The organism is Micromonospora sp. NPDC000668 (genome assembly GCF_042897975.1).
Taxonomy (GTDB): Bacteria; Actinomycetota; Actinomycetes; order Mycobacteriales; family Micromonosporaceae; genus Micromonospora.
Genome location: NZ_JBIAYP010000003.1, coordinates 363,870 through 387,972 on the forward strand (window position 1 = coordinate 363,870; position 24,103 = coordinate 387,972).

Annotated in this window: 21 protein-coding genes; 9 read left to right on the top strand and 12 right to left on the bottom strand. The window is 72.9% G+C overall.

Features of this window, described 5'->3' with window-relative positions:
• Window positions 1-36 precede the first annotated feature (36 nt).
• The 3 genes from ACFY29_RS17890 to ACFY29_RS17900 all read left to right on the top strand — a co-directional run bounded on the left by ACFY29_RS17890 (window position 37) and on the right by ACFY29_RS17900 (window position 1,820).
• On the top strand, window positions 37-1,017 hold the full coding sequence (locus tag ACFY29_RS17890) for a helix-turn-helix domain-containing protein (protein WP_386987427.1): 981 nt from the start codon (window positions 37-39) through the stop codon (window positions 1,015-1,017).
• A gap of 74 nt (window positions 1,018-1,091) precedes the next feature.
• Window positions 1,092-1,331, top strand: a complete 240-nt coding sequence (locus tag ACFY29_RS17895; RefSeq protein ID WP_328420100.1) for a DUF397 domain-containing protein — start codon at window positions 1,092-1,094, stop codon at window positions 1,329-1,331.
• 213 nt (window positions 1,332-1,544) lie between these two features.
• A complete protein-coding gene (locus ACFY29_RS17900) occupies window positions 1,545-1,820 on the top strand; it encodes a hypothetical protein (protein ID WP_386987431.1) in 276 nt (91 codons plus the stop codon).
• A 126-nt stretch (window positions 1,821-1,946) separates the two neighbouring features.
• Here the strand turns inward: ACFY29_RS17900 and nudC are convergent, their stop codons facing one another.
• From nudC to ACFY29_RS17920, 4 genes are read right to left on the bottom strand one after another with little or no spacing between them, the layout of a single operon-like run.
• On the bottom strand, window positions 1,947-2,906 hold the full coding sequence (gene nudC / locus ACFY29_RS17905; RefSeq protein WP_386987434.1) for an NAD(+) diphosphatase: 960 nt from the start codon (window positions 2,904-2,906) through the stop codon (window positions 1,947-1,949).
• 34 nt (window positions 2,907-2,940) lie between these two features.
• Window positions 2,941-4,284, bottom strand: a complete 1,344-nt coding sequence (locus tag ACFY29_RS17910) for a M16 family metallopeptidase (RefSeq protein ID WP_386987437.1) — start codon at window positions 4,282-4,284, stop codon at window positions 2,941-2,943.
• A 55-nt stretch (window positions 4,285-4,339) separates the two neighbouring features.
• The gene (locus tag ACFY29_RS17915) at window positions 4,340-5,650 is read right to left on the bottom strand and encodes a M16 family metallopeptidase (RefSeq protein ID WP_386987439.1); all 1,311 of its coding nucleotides are present in this window, start codon (window positions 5,648-5,650) and stop codon (window positions 4,340-4,342) included.
• A gap of 10 nt (window positions 5,651-5,660) precedes the next feature.
• A complete protein-coding gene (locus ACFY29_RS17920) occupies window positions 5,661-6,776 on the bottom strand; it encodes an LLM class flavin-dependent oxidoreductase (RefSeq protein WP_386987442.1) in 1,116 nt (371 codons plus the stop codon).
• A gap of 174 nt (window positions 6,777-6,950) precedes the next feature.
• On the opposite strand from ACFY29_RS17920, the gene ACFY29_RS17925 reads away from it, so the two are divergent.
• Genes ACFY29_RS17925 through ACFY29_RS17940 form a run of 4 tightly spaced genes read left to right on the top strand, consistent with a single transcriptional unit; the run spans window position 6,951 to window position 10,146 of the window.
• Window positions 6,951-8,015 carry an ABC transporter substrate-binding protein gene (locus ACFY29_RS17925; protein ID WP_355614584.1) on the top strand — a complete coding sequence of 355 codons (1,065 nt, stop codon included), beginning with the start codon at window positions 6,951-6,953 and terminating at the stop codon, window positions 8,013-8,015.
• The gene (locus ACFY29_RS17930) at window positions 8,012-8,791 is read left to right on the top strand and encodes an ABC transporter ATP-binding protein (protein WP_328420111.1); all 780 of its coding nucleotides are present in this window, start codon (window positions 8,012-8,014) and stop codon (window positions 8,789-8,791) included. The genes ACFY29_RS17925 and ACFY29_RS17930 overlap by 4 nt, the downstream gene beginning before the upstream one ends.
• On the top strand, window positions 8,781-9,665 hold the full coding sequence (locus tag ACFY29_RS17935; RefSeq protein ID WP_328420113.1) for an ABC transporter permease: 885 nt from the start codon (window positions 8,781-8,783) through the stop codon (window positions 9,663-9,665). Before ACFY29_RS17930 ends, ACFY29_RS17935 begins: the two co-directional genes overlap by 11 nt.
• 1 nt (window position 9,666) lies before the next feature.
• A complete protein-coding gene (locus tag ACFY29_RS17940; RefSeq protein ID WP_355614590.1) occupies window positions 9,667-10,146 on the top strand; it encodes an Rrf2 family transcriptional regulator in 480 nt (159 codons plus the stop codon).
• A gap of 104 nt (window positions 10,147-10,250) precedes the next feature.
• Here the strand turns inward: ACFY29_RS17940 and ACFY29_RS17945 are convergent, their stop codons facing one another.
• From ACFY29_RS17945 to ACFY29_RS17975, 7 genes are all read right to left on the bottom strand, one after another.
• Entirely contained in the window at window positions 10,251-10,451 is a 201-nt protein-coding gene (locus ACFY29_RS17945; RefSeq protein ID WP_121652693.1) for a hypothetical protein, read from the bottom strand.
• A gap of 234 nt (window positions 10,452-10,685) precedes the next feature.
• Entirely contained in the window at window positions 10,686-12,011 is a 1,326-nt protein-coding gene (locus tag ACFY29_RS17950; protein WP_355614593.1) for a DEAD/DEAH box helicase, read from the bottom strand.
• Window positions 12,012-12,233: 222 nt separating this feature from the next.
• Window positions 12,234-12,437, bottom strand: a complete 204-nt coding sequence (locus ACFY29_RS17955) for a cold-shock protein (RefSeq protein WP_101369720.1) — start codon at window positions 12,435-12,437, stop codon at window positions 12,234-12,236.
• 226 nt (window positions 12,438-12,663) lie between these two features.
• On the bottom strand, window positions 12,664-16,032 hold the full coding sequence (locus ACFY29_RS17960) for an ATP-dependent helicase (RefSeq protein WP_386987448.1): 3,369 nt from the start codon (window positions 16,030-16,032) through the stop codon (window positions 12,664-12,666).
• A gap of 93 nt (window positions 16,033-16,125) precedes the next feature.
• On the bottom strand, window positions 16,126-19,854 hold the full coding sequence (locus ACFY29_RS17965) for an ATP-dependent helicase (protein WP_386987450.1): 3,729 nt from the start codon (window positions 19,852-19,854) through the stop codon (window positions 16,126-16,128).
• Between the two features lie 296 nt (window positions 19,855-20,150).
• Window positions 20,151-20,696 (bottom strand): TIGR00730 family Rossman fold protein, encoded by a 546-nt coding sequence (locus ACFY29_RS17970; RefSeq protein WP_328420130.1) that lies wholly within the window; start codon window positions 20,694-20,696, stop codon window positions 20,151-20,153.
• Window positions 20,696-21,559: a TIGR00730 family Rossman fold protein gene (locus tag ACFY29_RS17975; RefSeq protein WP_328420131.1), complete on the bottom strand. Its 864-nt coding sequence runs from the start codon at window positions 21,557-21,559 to the stop codon at window positions 20,696-20,698. Before ACFY29_RS17975 ends, ACFY29_RS17970 begins: the two co-directional genes overlap by 1 nt.
• A 165-nt stretch (window positions 21,560-21,724) precedes the next feature.
• Between ACFY29_RS17975 and ACFY29_RS17980 the strand changes: the two genes are divergently transcribed.
• Window positions 21,725-21,898: a hypothetical protein gene (locus ACFY29_RS17980; protein WP_328420133.1), complete on the top strand. Its 174-nt coding sequence runs from the start codon at window positions 21,725-21,727 to the stop codon at window positions 21,896-21,898.
• A 46-nt stretch (window positions 21,899-21,944) separates the two neighbouring features.
• Here the strand turns inward: ACFY29_RS17980 and dapE are convergent, their stop codons facing one another.
• Entirely contained in the window at window positions 21,945-23,018 is a 1,074-nt protein-coding gene (gene dapE, locus ACFY29_RS17985; RefSeq protein ID WP_386987456.1) for a succinyl-diaminopimelate desuccinylase, read from the bottom strand.
• A 123-nt stretch (window positions 23,019-23,141) separates the two neighbouring features.
• On the opposite strand from dapE, the gene dapD reads away from it, so the two are divergent.
• The gene (gene dapD, locus ACFY29_RS17990; protein ID WP_328420137.1) at window positions 23,142-24,101 is read left to right on the top strand and encodes a 2,3,4,5-tetrahydropyridine-2,6-dicarboxylate N-succinyltransferase; all 960 of its coding nucleotides are present in this window, start codon (window positions 23,142-23,144) and stop codon (window positions 24,099-24,101) included.
• Window positions 24,102-24,103: the final 2 nt, after the last annotated feature.

Consider the following 24,103-nt stretch of genomic DNA (forward strand, 5'->3'; position numbering starts at 1 on the left):
GTTGCGTCTGCAGCGGTCGACGGGAAAGAGGACACTGTGCCTCCTGCCGCACCCAGCCCGATCCTGCGTCGTCGCCGGTTGGGCGTAGAGCTGCGCCGCCTGCGCGAGGCCGCGGGCCTCACCGGCGATCAGGTCATCGAGCGGATCGGCTGGGCCTCCGCGTCCAAACTGTCCCGTCTGGAAAACGGCCGCAGCCGACCGGACCCACAGGATGTCGGCGACCTGCTCGACCTCTACGGCGCCGACGAGGCACTGCACGAGGAGCTGCTCGGGATCACCGGCGAGGCCGGTGACATGCGGGGCTGGTTGAAGAACTTCCCGGTGATGACGCAGCAGCAGCGCAGCTGGGCCGAGTTGGAGGCGGGCTGCGCCGAGATCTCCGAGTACAACCCGGTGCTGGTGCCGGGTCTACTGCAGACCCCCGGTTACGCCCAGGTCCGGATCGTCTCGGCCCGTCAGGTGGGTGAGGGCGCCGGCGAGCCGACGCCTGGCGAGGAGCCGGAGACCGAGGTGCAGGCGCGGCTGGCCCGCCAGTCGCTGCTGACCCGGGAGCCCGACGCGCCGCGCTACACGGCGGTGTTGGAGGAGGCGGCCCTCGGCCGGCGGGCCGGGCCGCCCGAGGTGCTGCACGAGCAACTGCTTCAACTCTGCGAGCTGGCCCTGCTACCCAACGTGACGCTGCACGTGTTGCTTCGTGACACTCAAATCGGTAATTGGTACCTTCCGCCAACCGCGTTCTCCCTCTACCGGTTCGCCGATCCGCTCGATCCGGAGACGCTGGCCATCGAAGGGGGGTTCACCGACGTCATGTCGACCGAGGCAATCGCACTAAATCGCTATAAAGTAGTGTTCGAGTGGCTATGCACGGCGGCACTGAACGCCTCGGACACCCTCTCCTGGCTGATCGAGGCGACGGGAAGGCTGGCCGAGGCGGCGCCCCCATCCACAGTGGCGTTCGGGCCGGCAACGGCGCCGACCCAACGCCGCCGGGCTTCGGGGCGGCTGACGGAACGGTGATCCACGGGGGACCCTCCGTCGGGGCGTGCGGCACCACTCGTCCCATCGGAGCGGTTCACATCAGGAGTGGAACCATGAACGACATCCGCAACACACCGTCCGTTCCCGCCTTCGACCTGGCGGATGCCCCGTGGCGTACCAGCACCCGTAGCCAGACCTCCAACTGTGTGGAGGTCGCCCCGCTGGGCACCGGCCCGTCGGCTGTCGCGCTGCGCGACAGCAAGGACCGGGGCGGCCCGGTGCTGCTGTTCAACCGGGCAGGATGGCTCGGCTTCATCTCCGGAGCGAAGAAGGGCCAGTTCGATCTGAACTGATCCGGTGATCGGACGGGGCCGTCGGCGCACTGCCGGCGGCCCTGTCGCTTTTTCCGGCTGCCGACCCCGCTGACCAGCCATCCGCCGATCAGCCGAGGCTCGAGACCAATAGGTGCGTTTCAGTTGCCGAGACGAACACGCGGCGTAACATGGCCGACGAGTACGTGGAACTTCCATTCTGGCTCATCCGTCGCGGTTCATCCGGAGACCCTTATGCGGTTCCTGATAGTTCGCACCGACATCCGCGCCGTCGCTGACGGGGACATCGCCGCCGCCTGGGCCGACGGCCACCGACTCCGCGACGAGACGACCACCCCAGAGCCGCGCCGGCAGACCGTACACGCCGACGATCTGGACGCGGCGCTGCTGCTGGCTCGAGCCCTGGCCACGGTCGGCGCGGTCCGCGCAGGCAAGCAACGGGTCAAGGTCGTGCCCCTCGGCGAGCCCCGGCCCACCTTCCGACACCGACCGGGTCGCACCGGCACCTGACCAACCAGACGTCCGTCGTGGTCGGATCGGCTCCCCCGCCGCGTTTCTCGCCCTAGCCGACCACGACGGCCCGTGTTCCCGGCCCGTGACCGCCGCGGCAACGACGGCCACGGGCCGGGACCGTGCTCACTGGTCGACGTCCACCCAGCCGTCCAGCCAACGGTGGATGAGGAACAACGCGATCGACGACGGCGGCGGCAGGATCAGCCGGGCCCCGTCACCCACGTCCACGGTCCGCCCGGCCAGCGCCGCCCCGATGTCCCGACGGGAGAACCACCGGGCGTACGCGATCTCGGACGGGTCGACCCGCACCGGGTCGGCCGGGTCGGCGGTGGCCAGGAAGCCCAGCATCAGCGAGCCGGGGAACGGCCAGGCCTGGCTACCCACGTACCGAATGCGCTCGACCCCGATGCTCACCTCCTCGCGGACTTCGCGCAGCACGGCTGCCTCCGCCGACTCCCCCGGCTCGACGTAGCCGGCCAGGCAGGAGTAGCGCCGACCGCCCGGGGTGCCCGGCCAGCCGGCGTTGTTGCCCAGCAGGCAGCGCCCGTCCGGGCCGTCGACACCGTCGTGCACCAGCACGATCATCGCCGGGTCGGTACGCGGCCAGACCCGCCCGCCGTTGCGGTCCACCCGGGACCAACCGGCCTCGTCCATCGCGGTCGGCGCTCCGGTGGCCGCCGAGTAGCCGTGCCGGGTGTGCCAGTTGACCAGCGCCAGCGCGGTGGTGAAGATGCCGGCCTCCCGGTCGGCGAGCAGATGACCCACCTCGCGCAGGTTGACTGCCCGGGTGCCCGGCAACGCCGGCAGCGGCGTGTCGACCGCGAAGACCGGCACCCCGTCCGGCTCGACACCGAGGAACATCGCCACCGACTCGGACCCGACCGGCACGTCGGCCGCCCCGAACAGCACCAGCGACGGAGGCGACCCGTTGGTACGGGCCAGCGTCCGCCCCTCGTTGGTCGAGTCGAGCAGCAGCACCCGGGCCCGTAGCCACGCCTCGGTCAGCCACAGCGAGTCGCCCCGCCGATGGGCGGCCCGGTCCAGCGTGGACCGGGCCAGCGGTGGCTCCGTCTCCCCACTCACGGCGCGCCCTCCCCCGCCGGCGCGGCCGCCCGGCTCACTGCTGCACCGGCTCGGTCCGGACCGTGGTCAGCGCGGCCAGCCCCGGGGTGACCCGCTCGGCGTCGCCGAGCACCACGACCGCAGCCCGGGCCGGCGCGAGATAGTCGGCCGCCGCCCGGGCGACGTCGTCGATGGTCACCTTCGCCAGCCGGGCCGCGTACTCGGCGAGAAAGTCCAGGCGCAGCCCGTTGCCGGCGTACGCGCTGGTCAGCGCGGCCAGCCCGGCCTGGGTGGACATGCCGAGCTGGAGGGTGCCGAGGGCGTACTGGCGCGCCTGCTCCAGCTCCTCGGGTTTCGGCGGCAGCGACGCCAGCCGGCCCAGCTCGTACGTCGTCTCCAGCAACGCCGGGCCGGTGACCTCGGTGGCCACCTCGGCGGCGGCGACCAGCACCGACCCGGCCACCGAGTGCTCGATCATCGAGTGCGGCCCGTACGTGTAGCCCTTGTCCTCACGGATGTTCTCCACCCAGCGGGAGGAGAAGTAGCCACCGAAGACCAGGTTGGCCAGTTGCAGCGGGGCGTGGTCGGGATGGGTGCGCGACACGGCCGGCAGCGCGATCCGCAGCGAGGACTGCACCGAGCCGGGCCGGTCCACCAGCAGCAGCGGCCCCGGCTCCAGCGGCGGGGTGGGCGGCAGTTCGGCGGTGCGCCCGGCGCCGGCCCAGCCGCCGAGCGCCCGCTCGGCCGCGTCCAGGGCCTTCTCCGGCTGCACGTCGCCGACCACCACCAGTTGCGCGCCGGCCGGGTGGACCCGCTCGGAGTGCAGGCTGCGCAGCGCAGCCGGCCGGACGGCGCGGATCTGACCGGGCTCCGGGGTCTGCGTGGCGTACGGGTGCCGGCCGTAGATCCGCTTCAGCAGCGCCTCCCGGGCCAGGAACGCCGGTTGGCTCTGCGCCACCTGAATCCGGTCGACCAGACGGTCCCGCTCGGTGGCCACCTCTTCGCTCGGGTAGCTGGCACCGGTCAGCACCTCGGCCAACAGCTCCAGCATCCGGTCCAGGCCGGTGACCAGGCCGGCGCCGGACAGCATCAGCCGGTCCGGATCGACGCCTGCGGAGAGCCCACCGCCCACCTTCTGCAGCTCGGCGGCGATCTGCACGCTGGTCATCGACTCGGTGCCGGAGAGCATGGTCTGCGAGAGCATCGCGCCGCGGGCCAGGTGGGCCCGACCGAACGGCACCCACAGCCGCAGCTCGACCAGGGGCACGGCGGGCCGGCGTACCGCGATCACGGTGAGGCCGTTGCTCAGCGTGCGTTCGGCCTGCTTGGGCACCTTGAGCTTGCGGGTGGGGCCGAGCGGCGGCAGCGTACGCGGCCCGGCGGGAGCGGTGGTGGTCACTGAGTCACCTTCGATCGCGACTGCGGGGCTCGCAAAACCGGCTCACTCATCGCGCTCACCGAGCACCTCCGGCGATGACCTCGACGGCTGCGCGGCGCTCCGGGCGCAGGGTGGCCGCAGCGGTCCGGACCTGCTCCTCGGTGACCTCGCCGACCAGTCGGGGCAGGTCGTTGAGCAGACCCGGTTCGCCGCGTTGCTGTTCCAGGACGGCCATCCGCAGCGCTCGGCCGAGCACCGCGTCGGTGTCCCGCAGCAGGTGGGTCGCCATCCGGGCCTGGGTCCGGGCCAGCTCGCCCTCGGTCAGCCCGTCGGTGGCCAGCCGCTCCAGCTCCTCGTCCATGGTGCGCAGCACCTTGTCCACGTCGCCGCCCGGCGGCAGGTGCGCCTGGAGCAGCAGCGCCGTCGGGTCGCGCACGTCGAACGGGTCGCCCATGAAGCCGAGGTAGCCACCGAGGCTGGTCACCGTGCGGTCGCGCTGGACCAACCGCTCGACCAGCCGCGACGCGTCGCCGTCGGTGAGCACCTCGGCCAGCACCACGTACGGCAGGTAGCCGGCGAAGTCGCTGATCGGGTCGGGCACCCGCCAGGCACCGGCCACCGCCGGCAGCGGCGCCAGCTTGTCGGTGTACGAGGTGCGCCGCTCGGTGGTCAGGTCGGGCTCGGTGAAGTCGGACCGCTGCGGAGCCGCACGGGCCGGCACGTCGCCGAAGTGCCGGGTGACCAGCTCGGTCGCCTCGGCCACGTCGATGTCGCCGCTGACCGCGAGCACCGCGTTGCCGCTGGCGTAGTAGCGGCGGAAGAAGTCCGCGGCGTCGGCGACGGTCGCCGACTCCAGGTCGACGAAGGACCCGTAGCCGTCGTGCGCGTTGGGGAAGGTGTCGAACATGACCGGAGGCAGGGTCAGCCAGGGGAAGCCACCGTACGGCCGGTTGAGCACGTTGACCCGGATCTCCTCCTTGACCACGTCGACCTGGTTGCGCAGGTTCTCCTCGGTCAGTCGGGGGCCGCGCATCCGGTCCGCCTCCAGGAACAGCGCGCGCTCCAGCGCGTTGCTCGGCAGCGTCTCGAAGTAGTCGGTGTAGTCCAGGTGGGTGGAGCCGTTGAAGGTGCCACCGGCACCCTGCACGTGCCGGAAGTGGGCCAGCTTCTCCAGGTTCTCCGAACCCTGGAACATCAGGTGCTCGAAGAGGTGGGCGAAGCCGGTGCGCCCCTCCGGTTCGGAACGGATGCCGACGTCGTAGACCACCGCCACCCCGATCACCGGGGCACTGCGATCGGGGGTCAGCACCACCCGCAGGCCGTTGTCGAGGGTGAACCGCTCGACCGGATACTTCGTCGCTGGAATTCTGGATCTCCGCGCCGCCACGGGATCGACCCTAGCGCGTCAGCACCTCCGCTACCGGCGACCTCCGCGGAGCAGCCGCCACCGGGTGGGCCACCAGGGGCAGCACCTCGGCGCCGACCCGCTCGGCCTCCTCCCGGTGCGGCCAGCCGGAGAGGACGAACTCGTCGACGCCGAGCGCGGCGTACTCATCGATCCGGGCCGCGACCTCGGCGTAGCTGCCGACCAGCGCGGTGCCGGCGCCCTCGCGGACCAGGCCGACCCCGGCCCAGAGGTTCGGTGCGACGGTGAGCCCGTCGGTGCGGCCGGCGTTCAGCGCGGCCATCCGGGCCTGACCGACGGAGTCCATCCGACGGAACCGGGCCTGGGCGGCGGCGATCCTCTCGCGGCTCATCCCGGCCAGCAGCCGATCGGCCTCCGCCCACGCTTCGGCGCTGGTCGGCCGAGCGATGACGTGCAGCCGGAGCCCGGTGCGCAGGACGCGGTCACGCTCGGCTGCCAGCGCCCGGATCCGCGTCGCCCGGGCCTCGATCGCCGCCGGTGGCTCACCCCACATCAGGTACACGTCGGCCTGGCGGGCCGCCACCGCCTCGGCGGCCGGGGACGCACCACCGAAGTAGACCGGCGGCGGGTCGGCCAGCGGGCTGGCCAGGCCGCCGCCGTCGACCCGGTAGTGCGCGCCGTCGTAGTCGAAGGGCCGGCCGGCCCAGGCGCGGCGGAGCACCTCGATGAACTCGCCGGTGCGCGCGTACCGGTCGTCGTGCCCGAGGAAGTCGCCGTACGCGCGCTGTTCGGCGGGGTCGCCGCCGGTGACGATATTGAGCGACAGCCGGCCACCCGAGACGGCCTGGAACGCCTCGGCCTGCTGGGCGATCAGCGTCGGCAGCGCGAAGCCGGCCCGGACCGCGACCAGCATGCCGAGCCGCTCGGTGTGCTGGGCGACCGCCGCGCAGACGATCCACGGGTCGGGGCAGCCGGCGCCGACCGGGGTGAGCACGGCGGTGAAGCCGTGCGCCTCGGCTGCCCGGCCGACCTCGGCCAGGTACGCCACGGTGGCGGCCCGGTCGTGCTGGGCGGCACCGGCTGTGACGGTGGCGGCGCCGACCTGATGGCCGTCGCCGGAGGTGGGCAGGAACCAGTGGAAGGTCATCGCGGAGTCGCCTCTCTACCGGTCGCCGAGGTGGCACTTACCCTAGCAAGCCAGTAGGAAATGCCGACATATCTGAGACCCGACATCCCGGCATGTGGATGGGTCTTGACGCTGACCTCGGCCTGGCCCACTCTTCCTACCAACTAAGTAGGAATACTGCGGATTGGATGGACGATGAGACGGCTCCCCCTGCGCCGGTTGGTCACCCTGGCCACCCTCGCCGTGGTCGGCGCGGCGACCCTGGGCACCACCGCCGCGTGCGGCGACGACAGCGAGGGCGCGGGCGGCAGCTCGGGCCCGGTGACGCTGCGACTCGGCTACTTCCCCAACATCACCCACGCGCCGGCCGTCGTCGGCGTCGAGAAGGGCATCTTCGCCGAGAAGCTCGGCGCCAACGTGAAGCTGGATCCGAAGACCTTCAACGCCGGCCCGGCCGCCATCGAGGCCGTCTTCTCCGGGGCGCTGGACGCCACCTACATCGGCCCGAACCCGACGGTGAACGCGTTCTCCAAGTCCAAGGGCGAGGCGGTGCGGGTCGTCTCCGGCGCCGCCTCCGGTGGCGTGGCGCTGGTGGTCAAGCCCGGCATCAACGGTCCCCAGGACCTGAAGGGCAAGAAGGTCGCCACCCCGCAGCTGGGCAACACCCAGGACGTGGCGATCCGCTACTGGCTCAAGGAGCACGGGCTCACCACCACCAAGGAGGGCGGCGGCGACGTCAAGATCGTGCCGCAGGAGAACGCCCAGACGGTGGAGACGTTCAACAGCGGCGCGATCGACGGTGCCTGGGTGCCCGAACCCTTCGTCTCCCGGCTGATCAACGCCGGCGGCAAGGTGCTGGTCGACGAGCGCGACCTGTGGCCGGACCGGAAGTTCGTCATCACCAACCTGCTGGTCAGCACCAAGTTCCTCAAGGCGCACCCGGACGTGGTGCAGAAGCTGGTCGACGGTCAGGTGGCCGCGAACGAGTTCGTCAACAGCAAGCCGGACGAGGCCCAGCAGGCCATCTCCGACGCGATCGGGAAGATCACCGGCAAGCCGCTGGACCTGAAGCTGATCAAGCAGGCGTGGCCGACGTTGGAGTTCACCAACGACCCGATCTCCTCCTCCCTGAAGACCGGGCTCGACCACGCCGTCGAGGTCAAGCTGACCGACCCGGTGGACCTCAAGGGCCTGTACGACCTCACGTACCTCAACAACGCGCTCAAGGCGCAGGGCAAGCCCGAGGTCGTCCAGCCATGACGTCGACCACGACGACGCCCGGGAGCGCGACCACCGCGGTCGCGCTCTCGGGCGTGACCAAGGTGTACGGACGTGGGGCGAACGCCGTACTGGCCCTGGACGGCGTGTCGCTGGACGTGGCGCCGGGTGAGTTCGTCTGCCTGGTCGGCGCCTCCGGCTGCGGCAAGAGCACCCTGCTCAACCTGGTCGCCGGGCTGGACCGGCCCAGCGGCGGGCAGATCGGGCTGGCCGGTGACGCCAACCCGGGGCTGATGTTCCAGGAGCCGGCGCTCTTCCCCTGGCTGACCGTCGAGGCCAACGTGGAGGTGCCGCTCAAGCTGCGTGGGCTGCCCCGGGCCGAGCGCCGTGAGCGGGTGGCCGAACTGCTGCGGACGGTGCACCTGTCCGACTTCGGTCGCAAGCGCCCGCACGAGCTGTCCGGTGGGATGCGGCAGCGGGTCGCACTGGCCCGCACGCTGGCCCTGGACACTCCGGTGCTGCTGATGGACGAGCCGTTCGGCGCGCTGGACGCGATGACCCGGGACATCCTGCACGACGAACTCGAACGGATCTGGTCCGAGCGCAAGCTCTCGGTGCTCTTCGTGACGCACAACGTCCGGGAGGCCGCCCGGCTGGCCGACCGGATCATCCTGCTCTCCAGCCGCCCCGGCCGGATCATCTACTCCACCGAAGTGGACATTCCGCGTCCACGTCGGATCGACTCCCCCGACGTCGCCGCCATCGCCGCCGAGGTCACCGAGCGGCTCCGTACGGAGGTGGGCCGCCATGGCCAGTGACACCCTCACCAACACGGCGCGCACCGACGCGCAGATATCCGGCCTCGACGCGTTGGAGATCGCCGGCCGGGACAAGGAGACGTCCCGGGCCACCCGGCTCTGGGCGGCCACCTGGCCCAAGCTGGCCGCGCTGGCCATCGTCATCGCGGCCTGGCAGTTGGTGGTCTGGTCGGGCTGGAAGCCGCCGTACTCGCTGCCGGGGCCGCTGGTCGTCGGCCGCGAGTTGCTGGCCCAGGCCCAGGGCCCACAGCTCTGGGAGGGCCTGCTCACCACGCTGCGCCGGGCCGCCGTCGGGTACCTCTTCTCGGTCGCGGTCGGTCTGCTGCTGGGCCTGGCGGTGGCCCGGTCCACGGTGCTCCGGGCCGCCATCGGCTCGATGATCACCGCGTTGCAGACCATGCCGTCGATCGCCTGGTTCCCGCTGGCCATCCTGCTGTTCGAGCTGAGTGAGAAGGCGATCTTCTTCGTGGTGGTGCTCGGTGCGGCACCGTCCATCGCCAACGGGGTGATCTCCGGTGTGGACTACGTACCGCCGCTGCTGCTGCGCGCGGGCCGCAACCTGGGCGCGCGCGGGCTCAACCTCTACCGGTACGTGATCGCACCGGCCGCGCTGCCGGCGATCGTCGCCGGGCTCAAGCAGGGCTGGGCGTTCTCCTGGCGCAGCCTGATGGCCGGCGAGCTGATCGTGGTCGGCATCTCGCAGACCTCGCTCGGCGCCCAGCTCACCTACTCCCGCGAGCTGTCCGACGCGCCCTGGCTGCTCTCCACCATGATCGTCATCCTGGTGCTCGGCCTGGTCGTGGACGCCGCGTTCGGTGCTGCGGACCGGGCGATCCGACGCCGCTGGGGCGTGCTGGACCAGGCTGGTCAGTGACGTGTACGTCTCCGCGCGCAGCGACTACGCGCTCCGGGCGATGCTCGCCGTCGCTGCCGCCAGTGTCGGCGGCGACGGAGAGGGCGGTGGCGGAGAGGGTGACGGTGGCGGTGGCGGCGAGTTGGTGAAGGCGGCCAGTCTGGCCGAGGTGCAGGGAATACCGCTCAGCTTCCTCCAGGGCATCCTGCTCGACCTGCGCCGAGCCGGCCTGCTGCTCAGCCATCGCGGCAGCGACGGTGGGTACGCGCTGACCCGCCCGGCCGATGAGATCACCGTCGGCGACGTGCTCCGAGCGGTCGGCGGCTCGCTGACCACGGTCCGCGGGCTGCCCGCCGAGCGGGCCGGATATCACGGGGTGGCCGCCGGCCTGACCGACGTCTGGCTGGCGGTGCACGGGGCGATCGCCACCGTGGTCGACAGCACCACCCTCGCCGACCTGCTCACCCATCACTCGACGGACCGCGCCCCCACAGCCTCCTGATCAGGGCGGTGTGGTCGGGCCGGTGCCCCGCCGACCCGACCACACCTCGTACCGATCCGGACCGGGCCTGCCCCTCCGCCGGCACCGGTCGGGCCGGCCGCTGCTCAGCCCACGTGTGCGACCGTCGGGCCGGAGCCCGGGTCACCGGGGCTGTGCAGCTCCACCAGACCGGCGGGAGCGTTACCCGCCGGGGTGGCATGCCAGGGTGCGAAGGCCGCAACCATGGCGAGCAACAGCCCGGCGAGCGCGACCGCGACCACCAGGATCAGTTCGCGCAGCGCCCCCGAGCCGGCTTCGCCCGCCATGGTCACCCCTCCCGCGCCGGGCCCCCCGCCCGACTTTCCCCCGCCGGTCAGCTTCGACCACCGACGCCCCCGACGCAGTCAGCCAGCCGACCCAACTGAGGCTGATTACCGACTCAGCCGAGCGGAACGGGCGGCACGGCGGACGGGCCGAAGGTGCGGCCACCCCGCCACCACGGCGCCACAAACGGACCGACCCGCCCAGCCGAAGCGGGGCGGGTCGGTCGGGCGTACGGATCAGACGGTGCGGGGGCGACGCGGGCGGCGGGACCGACCCGACGCACGGTGCGCCGAGCGGCCGGCACCGTCGGCGACCGAGCCGCCGGACCCACCGGCGGTACGTCCCCGACCAGCGGCAGCCTGCGGGGCGGCGACAATGGTCACCGGCACGCCGGAAGGCTCGCGGGCACCGGTCACCCGGGCCAGCGCCTCGTCACCCGGGCGCACCTGGACCGACTCGGGCCGGATGCCGGCGACTGCCATCAGGCGGGACACGTCCCGGCGCTGCTCCGGCAGGACCAGGGTGACCACGCTGCCGGACTCTCCGGCCCGGGCGGTCCGACCGCCCCGGTGCAGGTAGTCCTTCGCCTCGGTCGGCGGGTCCACGTTGACGACCATGTCCAGGCCGTCGACGTGGATGCCCCGGGCCGCCACGTCCGTGGCGACCAGGGCGGTCACCTGGCCGTTGCGGAACTGCTCCAGGATGCGGGTGCGCTGCGGTTGGGACTTGCCGCCGTGCAGCGCGGCCGCGCGTACCCCCTTGGAGAGCAACTGGCGGGCGAGCCGGTCGGCGCGGTGCTTCGTACCCATGAACAGGATGGTGCGGCCCTCACGGGCGGCGATCCGGGTCAGCGCGTCGGGCTTGTCCACCGCGTCGACGTGCAGCACGTGGTGGGTCATCGCGGTGACCGTGGCGGTGCCCGGGTCGACCGAGTGGGTCACCGGGCTGCTCAGGAAGCGGCGGACCAACCGGTCCACGCCGCCATCCAGGGTGGCCGAGAAGAGCATCCGCTGGCCCTGCGGCGCGACCTGCTCCAGCAGCTTGGTGACCTGCGGCAGGAAGCCCATGTCGGCCATCTGGTCGGCCTCGTCCAGCACGGTGATCTCGACCTGGTCGAGCCGGGCGTCGCCGCGATTGATCAGGTCGTGCAGCCGGCCGGGGGTCGCCACGACCACCTCGGCGCCGGCGCGCAGGGCGTCCGCCTGACGCTGCAACGACAGCCCGCCGACGACGGTGACGCAGCGCAGCCCGACGGCGCGGGCGTACGGGGCCAGCGCGGTGGTGACCTGCTGGGCCAACTCCCGGGTCGGCACCAGCACCAGGGCCAGCGGGCGGCCCGGGCGGGCCCGGTGGCCGGCGGTGCGGGAGAGCAGCGGAAGCCCGAAGGCGAGGGTCTTGCCGGAGCCGGTACGACCCCGGCCGAGCACATCCCGACCGGCGAGCGAGTCGGGCAGCGTGGCCGACTGGATCGGGAACGGCTCCGTGATGCCCTGCGCGGTCAACGCGCTGAGCAGCGCGGGTGCCAGACCGGTATGGGCGAACGAAGGAATAACAGTGGTCACGCAAAAGCCTTCCTCGACGCGGCACGTGTCGAGGGAGGGCGCCGAAGACGGCGCTGTCGCCAGCGGAAAAAGCCGCCAGGACTCACAAGCACGAACCGAAGGGGGTACGGGCCGGCCCGCCGCCGGGCCGCCGCCTGCTTACGCAGGTCGACGGCGGAGCGGGCCGGTCCCGTCACCGCCGCGCCCGGAGGGCGCGACAGGTAATGCCGACCGATCCGAAGATCAGATCGGGCGGATGTTCTCCGCCTGCGGGCCCTTCTGGCCCTGGGTCACCTCGAACTCGACCCGCTGGTTCTCGTCCAGGCTCCGGTAGCCGGAGGACTGGATCGCCGAGAAGTGGGCGAAGACGTCAGCGCCGCCGCCGTCCGGGGTGATGAAGCCGAAGCCCTTGTCAGCGTTGAACCACTTCACGGTGCCAATAGCCATGTGTTTCGTCTCCTTGACGGAACGTCGGACTCGCACTTGTTGCGAGCCCGAAGAGGAGCGCTCCGCGCGGGAATGCGCGAATCGCCTGTCGCTTCTGGTCGCCCCGCCCGGAGAACTCCGGACACAACAAAGAGCGCCTGGGGCCACAATCCCGCCAGGCGCACACAGAGTCTCTGGTAACCAAAACTGCAACCCGTTCAACCTACCACGGATTTTCCCGCCATGGTCAATGTCGGGCGGAATCTTCGGGCAACTTGGCAATCAGGGCCGTGAGCCCGGTCACGTCCAGCAGGTCGGCGGGGCGCACCGTCGCCCCGTCCCGGACGTAGTGGAACGCCGCACCCACCCGGTCGACCGGCACACCGGCCAGCTCCGCCCAGGCCAGCCGGTAGACGGCCAACTGCACCGCGGCCACCTCCGCCGCCGGACCGGAGGGCTGCGCACCGGTCTTCCAGTCGACCACGTCGAACCGGCCGCCCGGCCGAGCGAAGACAGCATCCATCCGCCCCCGGACCACCACCCCGGCGATCACCGTGGCGAACGGCACCTCCACCTCCACCGGTGCCCGGTCGGCCCACTCGCTGGCCAGGAAGCGCTCCTGAAGCTCGACGAGCGCCTCGTCCGGCGCGGCATCCGCGTCGGCCGCGCCGGGCAGCTCGTCCAGGTCGAGCAGCCGGTCGGCGCCGAAGCGCTGCTCCAGCCAGGCGTGGAAGGCCGTGCCGCGGCGGGCGTACGGGTTGGGCTCGGTGGGCACCGGGCGGCGCAGCGTCCGGGCCAGCGCCGCCGGGTCGCGGCGCAACGCGACCAGCTGGGTGACGCTCAGCTGGCCGGGCAGGGCCACCTCGACCGCGCCGGAGAGCCGGGTCAACTCGGCCCGCTCGGCCAGCAGCAGGTCCGCCTCGCGCTGCCAGCGCACCACCTCGGGATCCACCTCCGACCCGCCGGCGACCACCAACTCCGCCGGGCCATCGCTCATCAGACGGCGGACCAGACCCGCAGCCTCGGCCAGCGCCGGCCGACGGCCACCCAGCGGGTCGGCCGGCCACTCCGCGCGGAGCACCACCTCGGCGGTCGGGTTCGTCGCATCCGGGGTCGGTTCCGGCGCCCACGCGTCGACCAGGTGCCCCGGGCCGCCGTCCAGGCAGGCGTCGTACACCTCGCGCAGGAAGACCGACGGGCCACGCGGCCGCTTGGTCCCCTCCCCCCACCAGTAAGCCGAGCAGAGCAGCAGCCGGCGCGGCCGGGTCACCGCCACGTACGTCAGCCGGCGCTCCTCCCGCTCGTCGTGAGCCCGCCAGGCGTCGGTGAAGTCGGTCACCGCCCGGGCCACCGCCCGCTGGTCCGCCGCCTCGTCGAGCGCCAGCTCGGGCAACCCGTCAACGTCACCGCGCAGCGGGAACGGCAGCACGCCCAGCCCGCCCAGCCAGTGGTCGGAGTTGCGCACCGGCCCGGGCCACAGCCCACGGCTCAGCCCCGCCACCGCCACCACGTCCCACTCCAGCCCCTTGGCGGCGTGGGCGGTGACCACCTGCACCGCGCCCTCCACCACCTCGACCTCGCCGGGGGCGAGGCCGCGCTCCTCGTCCTCGGCGGCGGCCAGGTAGGACAGGAAGCCGGCGAGGGTCGCGCCGGGGGTCTCCCCGCTGAACCGGGCCGCCACGTCGCCGAGGGCGTCCAGGTGCCCCCGGGCCAGGCCGGCGTCGCCAGCGCCGTCCCGGCCGGCCCGCACCGCGACCTCCACGTCCAGGCCGATGGTCCGCTCGATGTCCGCGATCAGGTCCGGCAGTGCCTGGTCCAGGCGGTAGCGCAGCAGCGCCAGCTCCCGGCCGTACGCGCGCAACCGCGCGAAACCCTCCGCCGAGTACGCCTGCGCCGGGCCGAGGTCGGCCAGCGCCTCCACCAGGGTCGCCTCGTCCAGCAGGTCGGGACTGATCTCGGAGGTGTCGTCGGCGGCCAACCGTCGCCGGGCGTTGGCGATGGCCCGGGCCCGCCGGTGCAGGGCCACCAGGTCGCGCGGCCCGATCCGCCAGCGGGCACCGGTGAGCAGCCGCAGCAGGGCGGCACCGTCGGTCGGGTCGGCCAGCACCCGCAGCGTGCACACCACGTCGCGGACCTCGGGGGTGTCCAGCAGGCCACCCAGCCCGACCACCTCGACCGGAAGACCGCGCTCGCGCAGCGCCGACTCGATCGCCGGGATCTGACTGCGGACCCGGACCAGGACGGCGGTGGTCGGGCGCTGCGCCACCGGGATGTGCTCGGGCGCCGCGCCCGGCATCCGGGCCGCGCCACGCCACGCCGCGAGCACGCTGTCGGCGATCCAGTCCGCCTCATCGGCGTACGTGGGCAGCAATGCGCAGTGCACCGTGCCACCCGCGGCCCCTCCGGGGCTGCGGTGCGGGATCGGATCCCGGACCGTCAGCGCGGAGCGCAGCTCCGGCACCCGGGCACCGGCCGCGCGCAGCGGTGTGGACAGCGCGTTCGCCACCCGGAGGATCTCCGGGCGGTTGCGCCAACTGGTGGTGAGCCCGAGCGCTGCGGCCGGCTGACCGTCGGCCCGGGCGAACTCGGTCGGGAACCGGTCCAACGTTCCGGCGCTGGCCCCCCGCCAGCCGTAGATCGACTGGCACGGGTCCCCCACCGCCGTCACCGGGTGCCCGCCGCCGAACAAAGCGTTGAGCAGCACCACCTGGGCGTGGCTCGTGTCCTGGTACTCGTCGAGCAGCACCACCCGGAAGCGGTCCCGCTCGATCTCGCCGACCCCCGGGTGGTCCCGGGCCACCCGGGCCGCCCGGGCGAGCTGGTCGGCGAAGTCCATCGCCTCGAAGTCCGCCTTGCGCCGGGCGTACGCCCGCACCAGCGGCAGCAGGCGCAGCCGGGTCTGCTGGAGGGCGAGCGCCTTGCGCACGTCGGCGTAGACCCGACCCGGCCGGGACTGCACCTCGGCGAAGAACCGCCCGGTCCAGGCCGCCAACTGGTCCGGGGCGACCAGGTGCTCGTCCAGCTCCCCGGCGAGCGCCAGCACCGCGTCGGTGATGGTGCTCGGCATCCGGTCCACCTCGGACATGTCGCCGTCGTAGTTGCGCACCAGCAGGTCGACCAGCTGCCAGCGGGACGCCTCGGTGAGCAGTCGGGTGGACGGCTCGTAGCCGGCCCGCAGCCCGTGCTCGGTGACGATCCGCCCGGCGTACGAGTGGTACGTGGAGACGGTGGGCTCGCCGGCCAGCGGATCGTCCAGCGGGTCCCGGCCCTGCCGGCCGACCCGGCGGATCAGCTGATCGAGCCGGGTCCGTACCCGGTGGGCCAGCTCACCAGCCGCCTTACGGGTGAAGGTCAACCCGAGGATCTGCTCCGGGCGCACGTACGAGTTGGCCACCAGCCAGACCACCCGCGCGGCCATCGTCTCGGTCTTGCCGGACCCGGCACCGGCGACCACCAGCAGCGGCTCCACCGGGGCGGCGATGATCGCGGCCTGCTCCCGGGTGGGCGCCGGCAGCCGCAGCAGCTTGGCCAGCTCCACCGGGGTGTACCGCGGGCCGGAATCGGCGAGTCGGGGCGCCGGAGCGGGGCCGGCGCCGAACAGGGTGGGCTGGGTCACCGGCCCGCCTCAGCTCGCGACTGTGGGGCTCGCAGGACCGGCTCGCTCCTCGCGCTCACGGCGACATCGTTCGTGACTGCGGGAATCGCACGCTCACTCCTCGCCTTCACGGATGCTCCGGGTGGTCGGCGGTTCGACGACCTGGCGCCCCTGCCCCGAGACCGGGCAGCTGGTGCGCACCGGGCAGACCCGGCACTTCGAGTTGGCCACCGCGGCGAACGTGGCGGCTGCCATCGTATCGGCGGTCCGCCGGACCAGCGCGGTCGCCCAGCCGGCCGCCGGCCCCTCGCCGACCGCCGGCTGGTTCTGCTCCCTGGCGTCCTTGGCGGAGGTGCCGAGCTGCACCAGCGCAGCACCCCCGGACTCGTCGCCGAACTCGGCGAACGCCCCCGCCTCCACCGCCGCCTGGTATGCGCCCAGCTGCGGGTGCTCGGCCAGGTCGGTGCCGGTGACCGCGGTGGACTTACCGGTCTTCAGGTCGATCACCACCAGCCGACCGTCCTCGTCGACCTCCAGCCGATCGACCCGACCGGTCAGGTCGACCGGCCGCTGCGGGTCGTCCAGGCGGACCGCGAACTCGTGCTCGATGGCGAGCAGCCGGCGCGGGTTGGTCGCCAGCCAGCGCAGCAGCTTGTCGACCATCGCCTCGGCCCGCTCCCGCTCCGGGCCGGCCATCCACCGGGCGGCCAACTCGATCGCGTCGAACCGGGCGGCCACGTAGTCAAGCAGGGCACCCCGGTCGGCGCTGGCGTCCTCGGCGAGCATCGCGGCGGCGTGCACCAGATTGCCCACCCCCTGCGCGGTGCTGGTCGGGCCGCTGCCGCCGTGCCGTTCCAGCAGCCAGCGCAGGCTGCACCGCAGTGCGCTCTCCATCGCCGACGGAGTGACCCGTACCGGCTCGCCGTCATCCACCAACGGCCGGTCGTCGGAGAGCGCCCGGAGCCCCCACCAGTCGTCGGGGTGCGCGCCAGGCACGCCAGCGGCGGCGAGCCGTGCCAGCTCGGTCGCCGCGGCGCGCCGCCGGGCCGCCGGTGCGGCCGGGTCGGTGATCGCGGTACGCAGCTCGGCCACCAGCGCCGGCAGGGTGAGCGCCCGAGGCGGTCGGGTGACCGGCAGTGCCCCGGGCCGGTCCGGCTCGCCGTCGCCGTCAGTCGCACCGCCGCCCTCGACCGCACCGCCGCCGGTAGGCGCGGTGCTCGGAGCGCCGCCGTCGGTGAGTGGAATGCTCGGAGCGCCGCCGCTGGCGCGTGGGGTACTCGGGGCGCCGCCGTCGGTGAGCGCGGTGCTCGGGCTACCGCCGCCGGTGAGCGCGGTGCTCGGGCTACCGCCGCCGGTAGGCGCGGCGCTCGGGCTGCCGCCGCCGGCGGGATCGTTGGTCGGCGGGCCGGTGCGGGGACCGGGCGGTGTGGACGGGTCGACCGGCCCGGTGCCCCCCGGTGGGGTGGGCGGCGCGATGGGGCCCAGCTCGTAGAGGAAGCGGCTCGGCTGCTCCTCGTGGTCGTCGCCGCCGACTGCGGCCGAGGCCACGGCGCTGACCAGCAGCCGGTGTCGGGCGCGGCTGACGGCCACGTGGAAGAGGCGGCGTTCCTCGTCGAGCAACGCCGAGGTCTGACCCACCACGTTCGCCGCGGTGGCGCCGCCGACGGACCGACCCGCCAGCACGTCGACCAGCCGCTCCGAGCCGAGCAGGCTGCCGCGCAGCCGCAGGTCCGGCCAGATGCCCTCCTGCACTCCGACCACCGCGACCAGGTCCCACTCCAGGCCCTTCGCGGCGTGCGCGGTGAGCAGTCGGACCGCCGCGCCCCGGTCGGCGGTCGGGGCGATGGTGTCCGCCGGCAGGTCCTGGCCGAGCACGTGGTCGAGGAAGACCTCGGTGCGGGCACCGGGGAGCCGGTCGGTGAACCGGGCCGCCGCGTCGAAGAGCACCAGCACCGCGTCCAGGTCGCGGTCGGCCGCCTCGGCCCGTCGCCGTCGGGCCAGATCCCCCTCACCAGCCTCCGGCCGCCCCTGGCCGATCGCGCCGGCCCAGCGTTCGGCCAGACCGCTGGCCTGCCAGACGGCCCAGAGCACGTCCTCGGCGGTCGCGCCCGGCCGGGCGGCAATGTCCCGGGCGGTGGCCAGCAACCCGGCCACCGCCTGCGCCGGCTCCGCCCACCGCCGGTCGATGCCGGCCAGCTCGGCCGGGTCACGCAACGCCTCGACGATCAGCTCCCCGGACGGGCGGCGGTCCCCGCCGGCCAACGCCAGCGCACGCAGGCCCTGCCGCAGTCGCCGCTCGGCCAGCGGGTCGGCCCCGCCCAGCGGCGAGTGCAGCAGCGCGACCGCCGCCTCCTCGTCCAGGCGGTCCGGCTCCAGCGCGCAGCGCAGCAGGAGCAGCAGTGGAGCCACCGCCGGTTGCAGGTGCAGCGGCAGATCCTCGCCGTGCACCGTGGTCGGTACGCCGGCCGCGTGCAGCGCCCGTTGCAGGGTGGGTAGCTGCAACGCGGTCGACCGAACCAGCACCGCCATCCGTGACCAGGGCACGCCGTCGAGCAGGTGGGCGGAGCGCAGCGCATGGGCCAGCCAGGCGGCCTCGCTGGTCGCCGAGCGGAACGTGTGCACCTCGACCACGCCGGCCGGGGCGTCCGGCAGCGGGTGCAGACGGCGGTGCGCCGCCGGACCCCGCAGCCGGCGGCCCAGTCGTGCGATCGCGGCGAGCAGGCCCGGCCCGGCCCGGTAGGAGGTGGTCAGCAGCACCTGCGCTGCCGGCGCGCCGGAGGCGGTCCGGAACCGGTGCGGGAAGGTGGTCACCCCGGCCGGGTCGGCGCCCCGGAAGGCGTACGTGGAGGAGTCCGGGTCGGCGAAGGCGACCAGCGGCTTACCCCCGCCAGCGATCACCGAGAGCAGCTCGAGCTGGGCGGGATCGGTGTCGGCCAGCTCGTCGACGTACACATGGGCGAGCCGGCGGCGCTCGGCGGTCAGCAGTTCCTCGTCGTCGCGCAGCAGCCCGGTGGCCGCCCGGACCAGCTCGGCGGGGTCGTACGCGATCGAGCCTCGGTTGCTGACGTCGCGCAGCGCGAGCACCGCCACGTACTCCCGCAGGAACCGGGCGGCCGCCGGCCAGTCGGCGCGGCCGAGCTTCTCGCCCAGCCGGGCCAGGTCGACCGGGCCCACGCCGCGCTCGGCGGCGCGCATGAGCAGGTCGCGGAGTTGGCCGGCGAAGGCTCGGGTCCGCAGGGCGGGGCGCAGATCGGTCGGCCAGCCGACCGGGTCGTCCTCGGGCTCCTCGCCCACCACGTCCAGCAGCTCGCGGATGATCAGATCCTGCTCGGGGCCGGTGAGCAGGCGGGGCGACGGCTCGCCACGCTCGGCGGCGGCCCGGCGGAGCAGCCCGAAGGCGTACGCCGGGAAGGTGCGCACCAACGGCTCGCGCAGCACCCGGTGGCCGTCCTCGGCCACCCGGGCCTCGATCCGCTGGCGCAGGGCGGTGGCCGCTCGGCGGCCGAAGGTCAGCACCAGGATCCGCTCGGGGTCGACCCCCTCGGCCACCCGGGCGGCGACCGCCTCCACCAGGGTGCCGGTCTTTCCGGTGCCCGGCCCGCCGAGCACCAGCATCGGTCCGTCGGTGTGCGCGACCACCTCTGCCTGCACCGGGTCGACCCGCCGGCCCGGCGAACCATCCACCGACTCGGCCCCGTCGCCCCGGTCTGCTACCCCGCTGCCGACGACGCCACCACCCGCCGGGGTGTTGTCGTCAGAAAGCACGGAGCTGTCGTCGGAGAGCGCGGTGTTGTCGTCGGAGAGCACGGTGCCACCGGCGGCCACGGTGCTGCCGCCAGGCACGCTCCCGTCCCCCCGCGCCGGCCCCCCAGACCGCCGCACCAACCGGTACGCCTGCATCAGCTCATCCCATCACGCCCATACGACACCAACCCCACCCCCCACCTCCCGGCCCCCGGCTCTCCCCACCCCCCGGCCCCACCCCACCCCCCGGCCCCACCCCACCCCATCTAGCTCCGTCGATCATGAAGTTAGCGGCGCGACACGCCGACAGCGGCGCCGCTAACTTCATGATCGACGGGAGGAACCGGCCGGAGGCCGGGGGGACGGGGGGACGGGGAGAGGGGGACGGGTGGGGGTCAGGTTAGGTGGGATTCCAGGGCGTCCAGGGCGGTGGGGATGGTGTCGGCCACGGTGAGGAGGTCGAGGCCGGCGGGTTTGAGGAAGTGCTGCTCGCCGAGCGTGCCGAGCCAGTCCAGCAGCGGGCGATAGAAGCCATCGGTGTCGATCAGCACCATCGGCTTGGTGTGCAGGGCGAGAGTGGCGGTGGTCCAGACCTCGAACAGCTCGTCCAGGGTGCCCAGTCCGCCGGGCAGGGCGAGGAAGGCGTCCGACTTGTCGATCATCACGGTCTTGCGGCTGGCCATCGAGTCGGTCACCAGCAGCTCGTCCGAGCGCACGTCGGCGACCTCCAGGTCGACCAGCGCCTGTGGGATCACGCCCAGGGTTCGCCCGCCGGCGGCCCGGGCGCCGTCCGCCAGCGCGCCCATCATGCCGACACAGCCGCCGCCGCTGACCAGAGTGTGCCCGCGCCGGGCCAACTCCGCGCCGGTCTCGGTGGCCAGGTCCAGCCAGCGCTGGTCGAGGGTACGGGAGGAGGCGCAGAAGACGCAGATCGCCGCCATCAGCCCTCCCGCGGCTGGTCGGCTGCCTGCTCGGCGGCGGATTGCTGGTCGGCGGCGGCGCGGGCGACGGCCTCGTCACGGACCGCCTCCTGCTCAGCGGAGAGCGCCGCCTCGGCCTCGACGATGTGCCGGACCGCCGCGTTGACGTCGTCGGTGAGGCAGATCAGCTCCAGGTCGACCGGGCCGATCTTGCCGTCGGCTGCCATCGTGCCGCGCAACCAGTCGAGCAGGCCCTGCCAGTAGGCGACACCCATCAGCACCACCGGGAACCGGGTGACCTTGCCGGTCTGCACCAGGGTGAGCGCCTCGAAGAGCTCGTCCATGGTGCCGAACCCACCGGGCAGTACGACGAACGCCTGCGCGTACTTGACGAACATGGTCTTGCGGGCGAAGAAGTAGCGGAAGTCGATGGCCAGGTCGACCCATTCGTTGATGCCCTGCTCGAACGGAAGCTCGATGCCGAGCCCGACGGAGAGCCCGCCGGCCTCACTGGCGCCCCGGTTGGCGGCCTCCATCACCCCCGGCCCACCTCCGGTGATCACCGCGTAGCCGGCCCGGGCCAGTGCACCGCCCAGCTGCTCGGCCAACCGGCACTCGGGAGTGTCTGGGCCGCTGCGCGCTGAGCCGAAGACACTGACCGCCGGAGGCAGGTCGGCAAGGGTGTCGAAACCCTCGACGAACTCGGAGAGGATGCGCAGCGCACGCCAGGCGTCCCTGGTCTTCCAGTCGCCCCGCCCACGCGAGTCCAGCAGCCGCTGATCGGCGGTGCTGCTCGGGATCGCCCCCCGGCGCAGCGTGACCGCGCCCCGATGCCGCTCCTGTCCCGGACCGCGGCCGGCCTCCCGCCCGTTGCTCTGGCTCATGGAGCAACCGTAGTGGAGCGGCACCTGTCGGGTGGGCGGGGTGCGGACGCGGAGAAGACGCCGAGAAATAGTTCGAGATCTTGGGCAACTATTCGGCTCGCCCGTACGTCTTACTATTCACATACCGGGTATGCCCCGGCGCGCGCCTTCGGGGGAGGAGACAGCGTGATCAGCAACAGCGAGATGATCCGGATCCGTCGCCAGATGCAGCGACGGATCCGAGACGTGGTGGCCGAACGCCGCCGCACCCGCCAACTGGACCCACCCCTAGCCCCCACTGCCGCCGCACCCTCCGGAGCTGATCAAGAGGTTTGCGTCGCCGACAACGGGCCCGGCTGACGCAAACCTCTTGATCACCGGAGTCAAGGGGTCGGGGTCGGCGGGGTCAGGCTGGGGCTAGCCAGCGGTGCAGGGTTGCCGCGCCGTCACGGATCTTGCTGATCTCGACGTGCTCGTCCTTGTGGTGGGCCAGGTTGGGGTCCCCGGGGCCGAAGTTCAGCGCCGGGATGCCCATCGCCGCGAACCGGGCCACGTCCGTCCAGCCCAGCTTGCCGATCGGCGCCGCGCCGACCGCCGCCAGGAACTCCTTCGCCGGGGCCGCCTCCAACCCGGGGGTCGCGCCGGCCGCCGCGTCGGTCACGGCCAGCTCGAAGCCCGCGAAGACCTCCCGCAGGTGCGCCTCCGCCGCCGCCGGGTCGCGATCCGGTGCGTACCGGTAGTTGACCTCGATCTCGCAGTGGTCGGGGATCACGTTTCCGGCGACGCCGCCGGTGATCCGGACCGCGTTCAGACCCTCGCGGAAGTCGCACCCCTCGATGGTGACCCGGCGTGCCTCGTACGCCTGGAGCCGCCGAAGCACCTCACCGGCGGCGTGGATGGCGTTCACCCCGTGCCAGGAGCGCGCCGCGTGGGCCCGCTCACCCGAGGTGGTCACGATGGCCCGCATGGTGCCCTGGCAGCCCGCCTCGACGATGCCGTACGTGGGCTCCAGCAACACCGCGAAGTCCGCCTCCAGCCACTCCGGGTACGCCTGGCCGACCAGGGTCAGCCCGTTGTACCGAGACTCGATCTCCTCGGCCTCGTAGAAGAAGTACGTCACGTCGTAGCGCGGCTCGGGCAGGCTCACCGCGAGGTGCAGCGCGTACGCCACGCCGGACTTCATGTCGGAGGTGCCGCAGCCGTACATGAGGTCGCCGCGCATGGTCGACGGGAAGTTGTTGTTCAGCGGCACCGTGTCCAGGTGCCCGGCCAGCACGACGCGCTGCGACCGACCCAGATCGGTGCGCGCCATCACCGTGTTGCCGTGCCGGTGAGTGGTCAGGTGCGGTACGCCCCGCAGCACCTCTTCGACGCAGTCGGCGATCGCCTTCTCGTTGAGGGACACGGACTCTATGTCGACAAGAGCGCGGGTCAACGCCACCGGATCGGCGAGGACCTCGGGGGTCAGCGGGTTCTCCATGGTTCGCACGGTACCTTCAGGTCTGTCGGCGCGAGGAGCGAGCTTGCGGGCCCCTGGGGCGAGCGTGAGGAGCCCCGCAGTCGTGAGCAGAGGCCAGCCCGGCCGCGACCGAAAGGTGAAACAGTGACGTCCGCAGATTCCGCCTGGGGCATCGGCCTGGCCACCGTCACCGCAGACGAGCAGGTGCTCGACACCTGGTACCCGACCGGCAAGCTGGGCCTCGGTGAGCTGCCGCTGGTCGCCGGTGAGGACAAGGCGGACGTGCTCGACCTGCCGCCGACCGCGCTCGGCGACCGGTCGCTACCCGGTCTGCGTACCGTGCAGGTGGTCACCGTGATCGGCTCCCTGGACGACCCGATCAAGGACGCCCCCGACGCGTACCTCCGGTTGCACCTGCTCTCGCACCGTCTGGTCCGGCCCAACCAGCTCAACCTGGACGGCATCTTCGGCAAGTTGGCCAACGTGGCCTGGACCTCCGCCGGGCCGTGCCCGCCCGAGCGGGTGGACGAGCTGCGGGTTATCGAGCGGGCCGCCGGCCGTCACCTGTCGGTGTACGGAGTGGACAAGTTCCCCCGGATGACCGACTACGTGGTGCCCGCCGGTGTACGCATCGCCGACGCGGACCGGGTCCGGCTCGGCGCCCACCTGGCCGCCGGCACCACCGTCATGCACGAGGGCTTCGTCAACTTCAACGCCGGCACCGTGGGCACCTCGATGGTGGAGGGCCGGATCGTGCAGGGCGTGCTGGTGGGCGACGGCTCCGACGTCGGTGGTGGCGCCTCGATCATGGGCACGCTCTCCGGTGGCGGCACCGAGAAGGTGAGCATCGGCGACCGGAGCCTGATCGGCGCGAACGCCGGCGTCGGCATCTCACTCGGCGACGACTGCGTGGTCGAGGCGGGCTGCTACATCACCGCCGCCTCCAAGATCACCCTGCCGGACGGCCGGGTGGTCAAGGCCCGCGAGCTCTCCGGCGTCGACGGCCTGCTGTTCTGGCGCAACTCGGTGACCGGCGCGCTGGAGGCCCGCCCGCGTACCGGCCGGGGCATCGAGCTGAACGCCGCCCTGCACGCCAACGACTGACG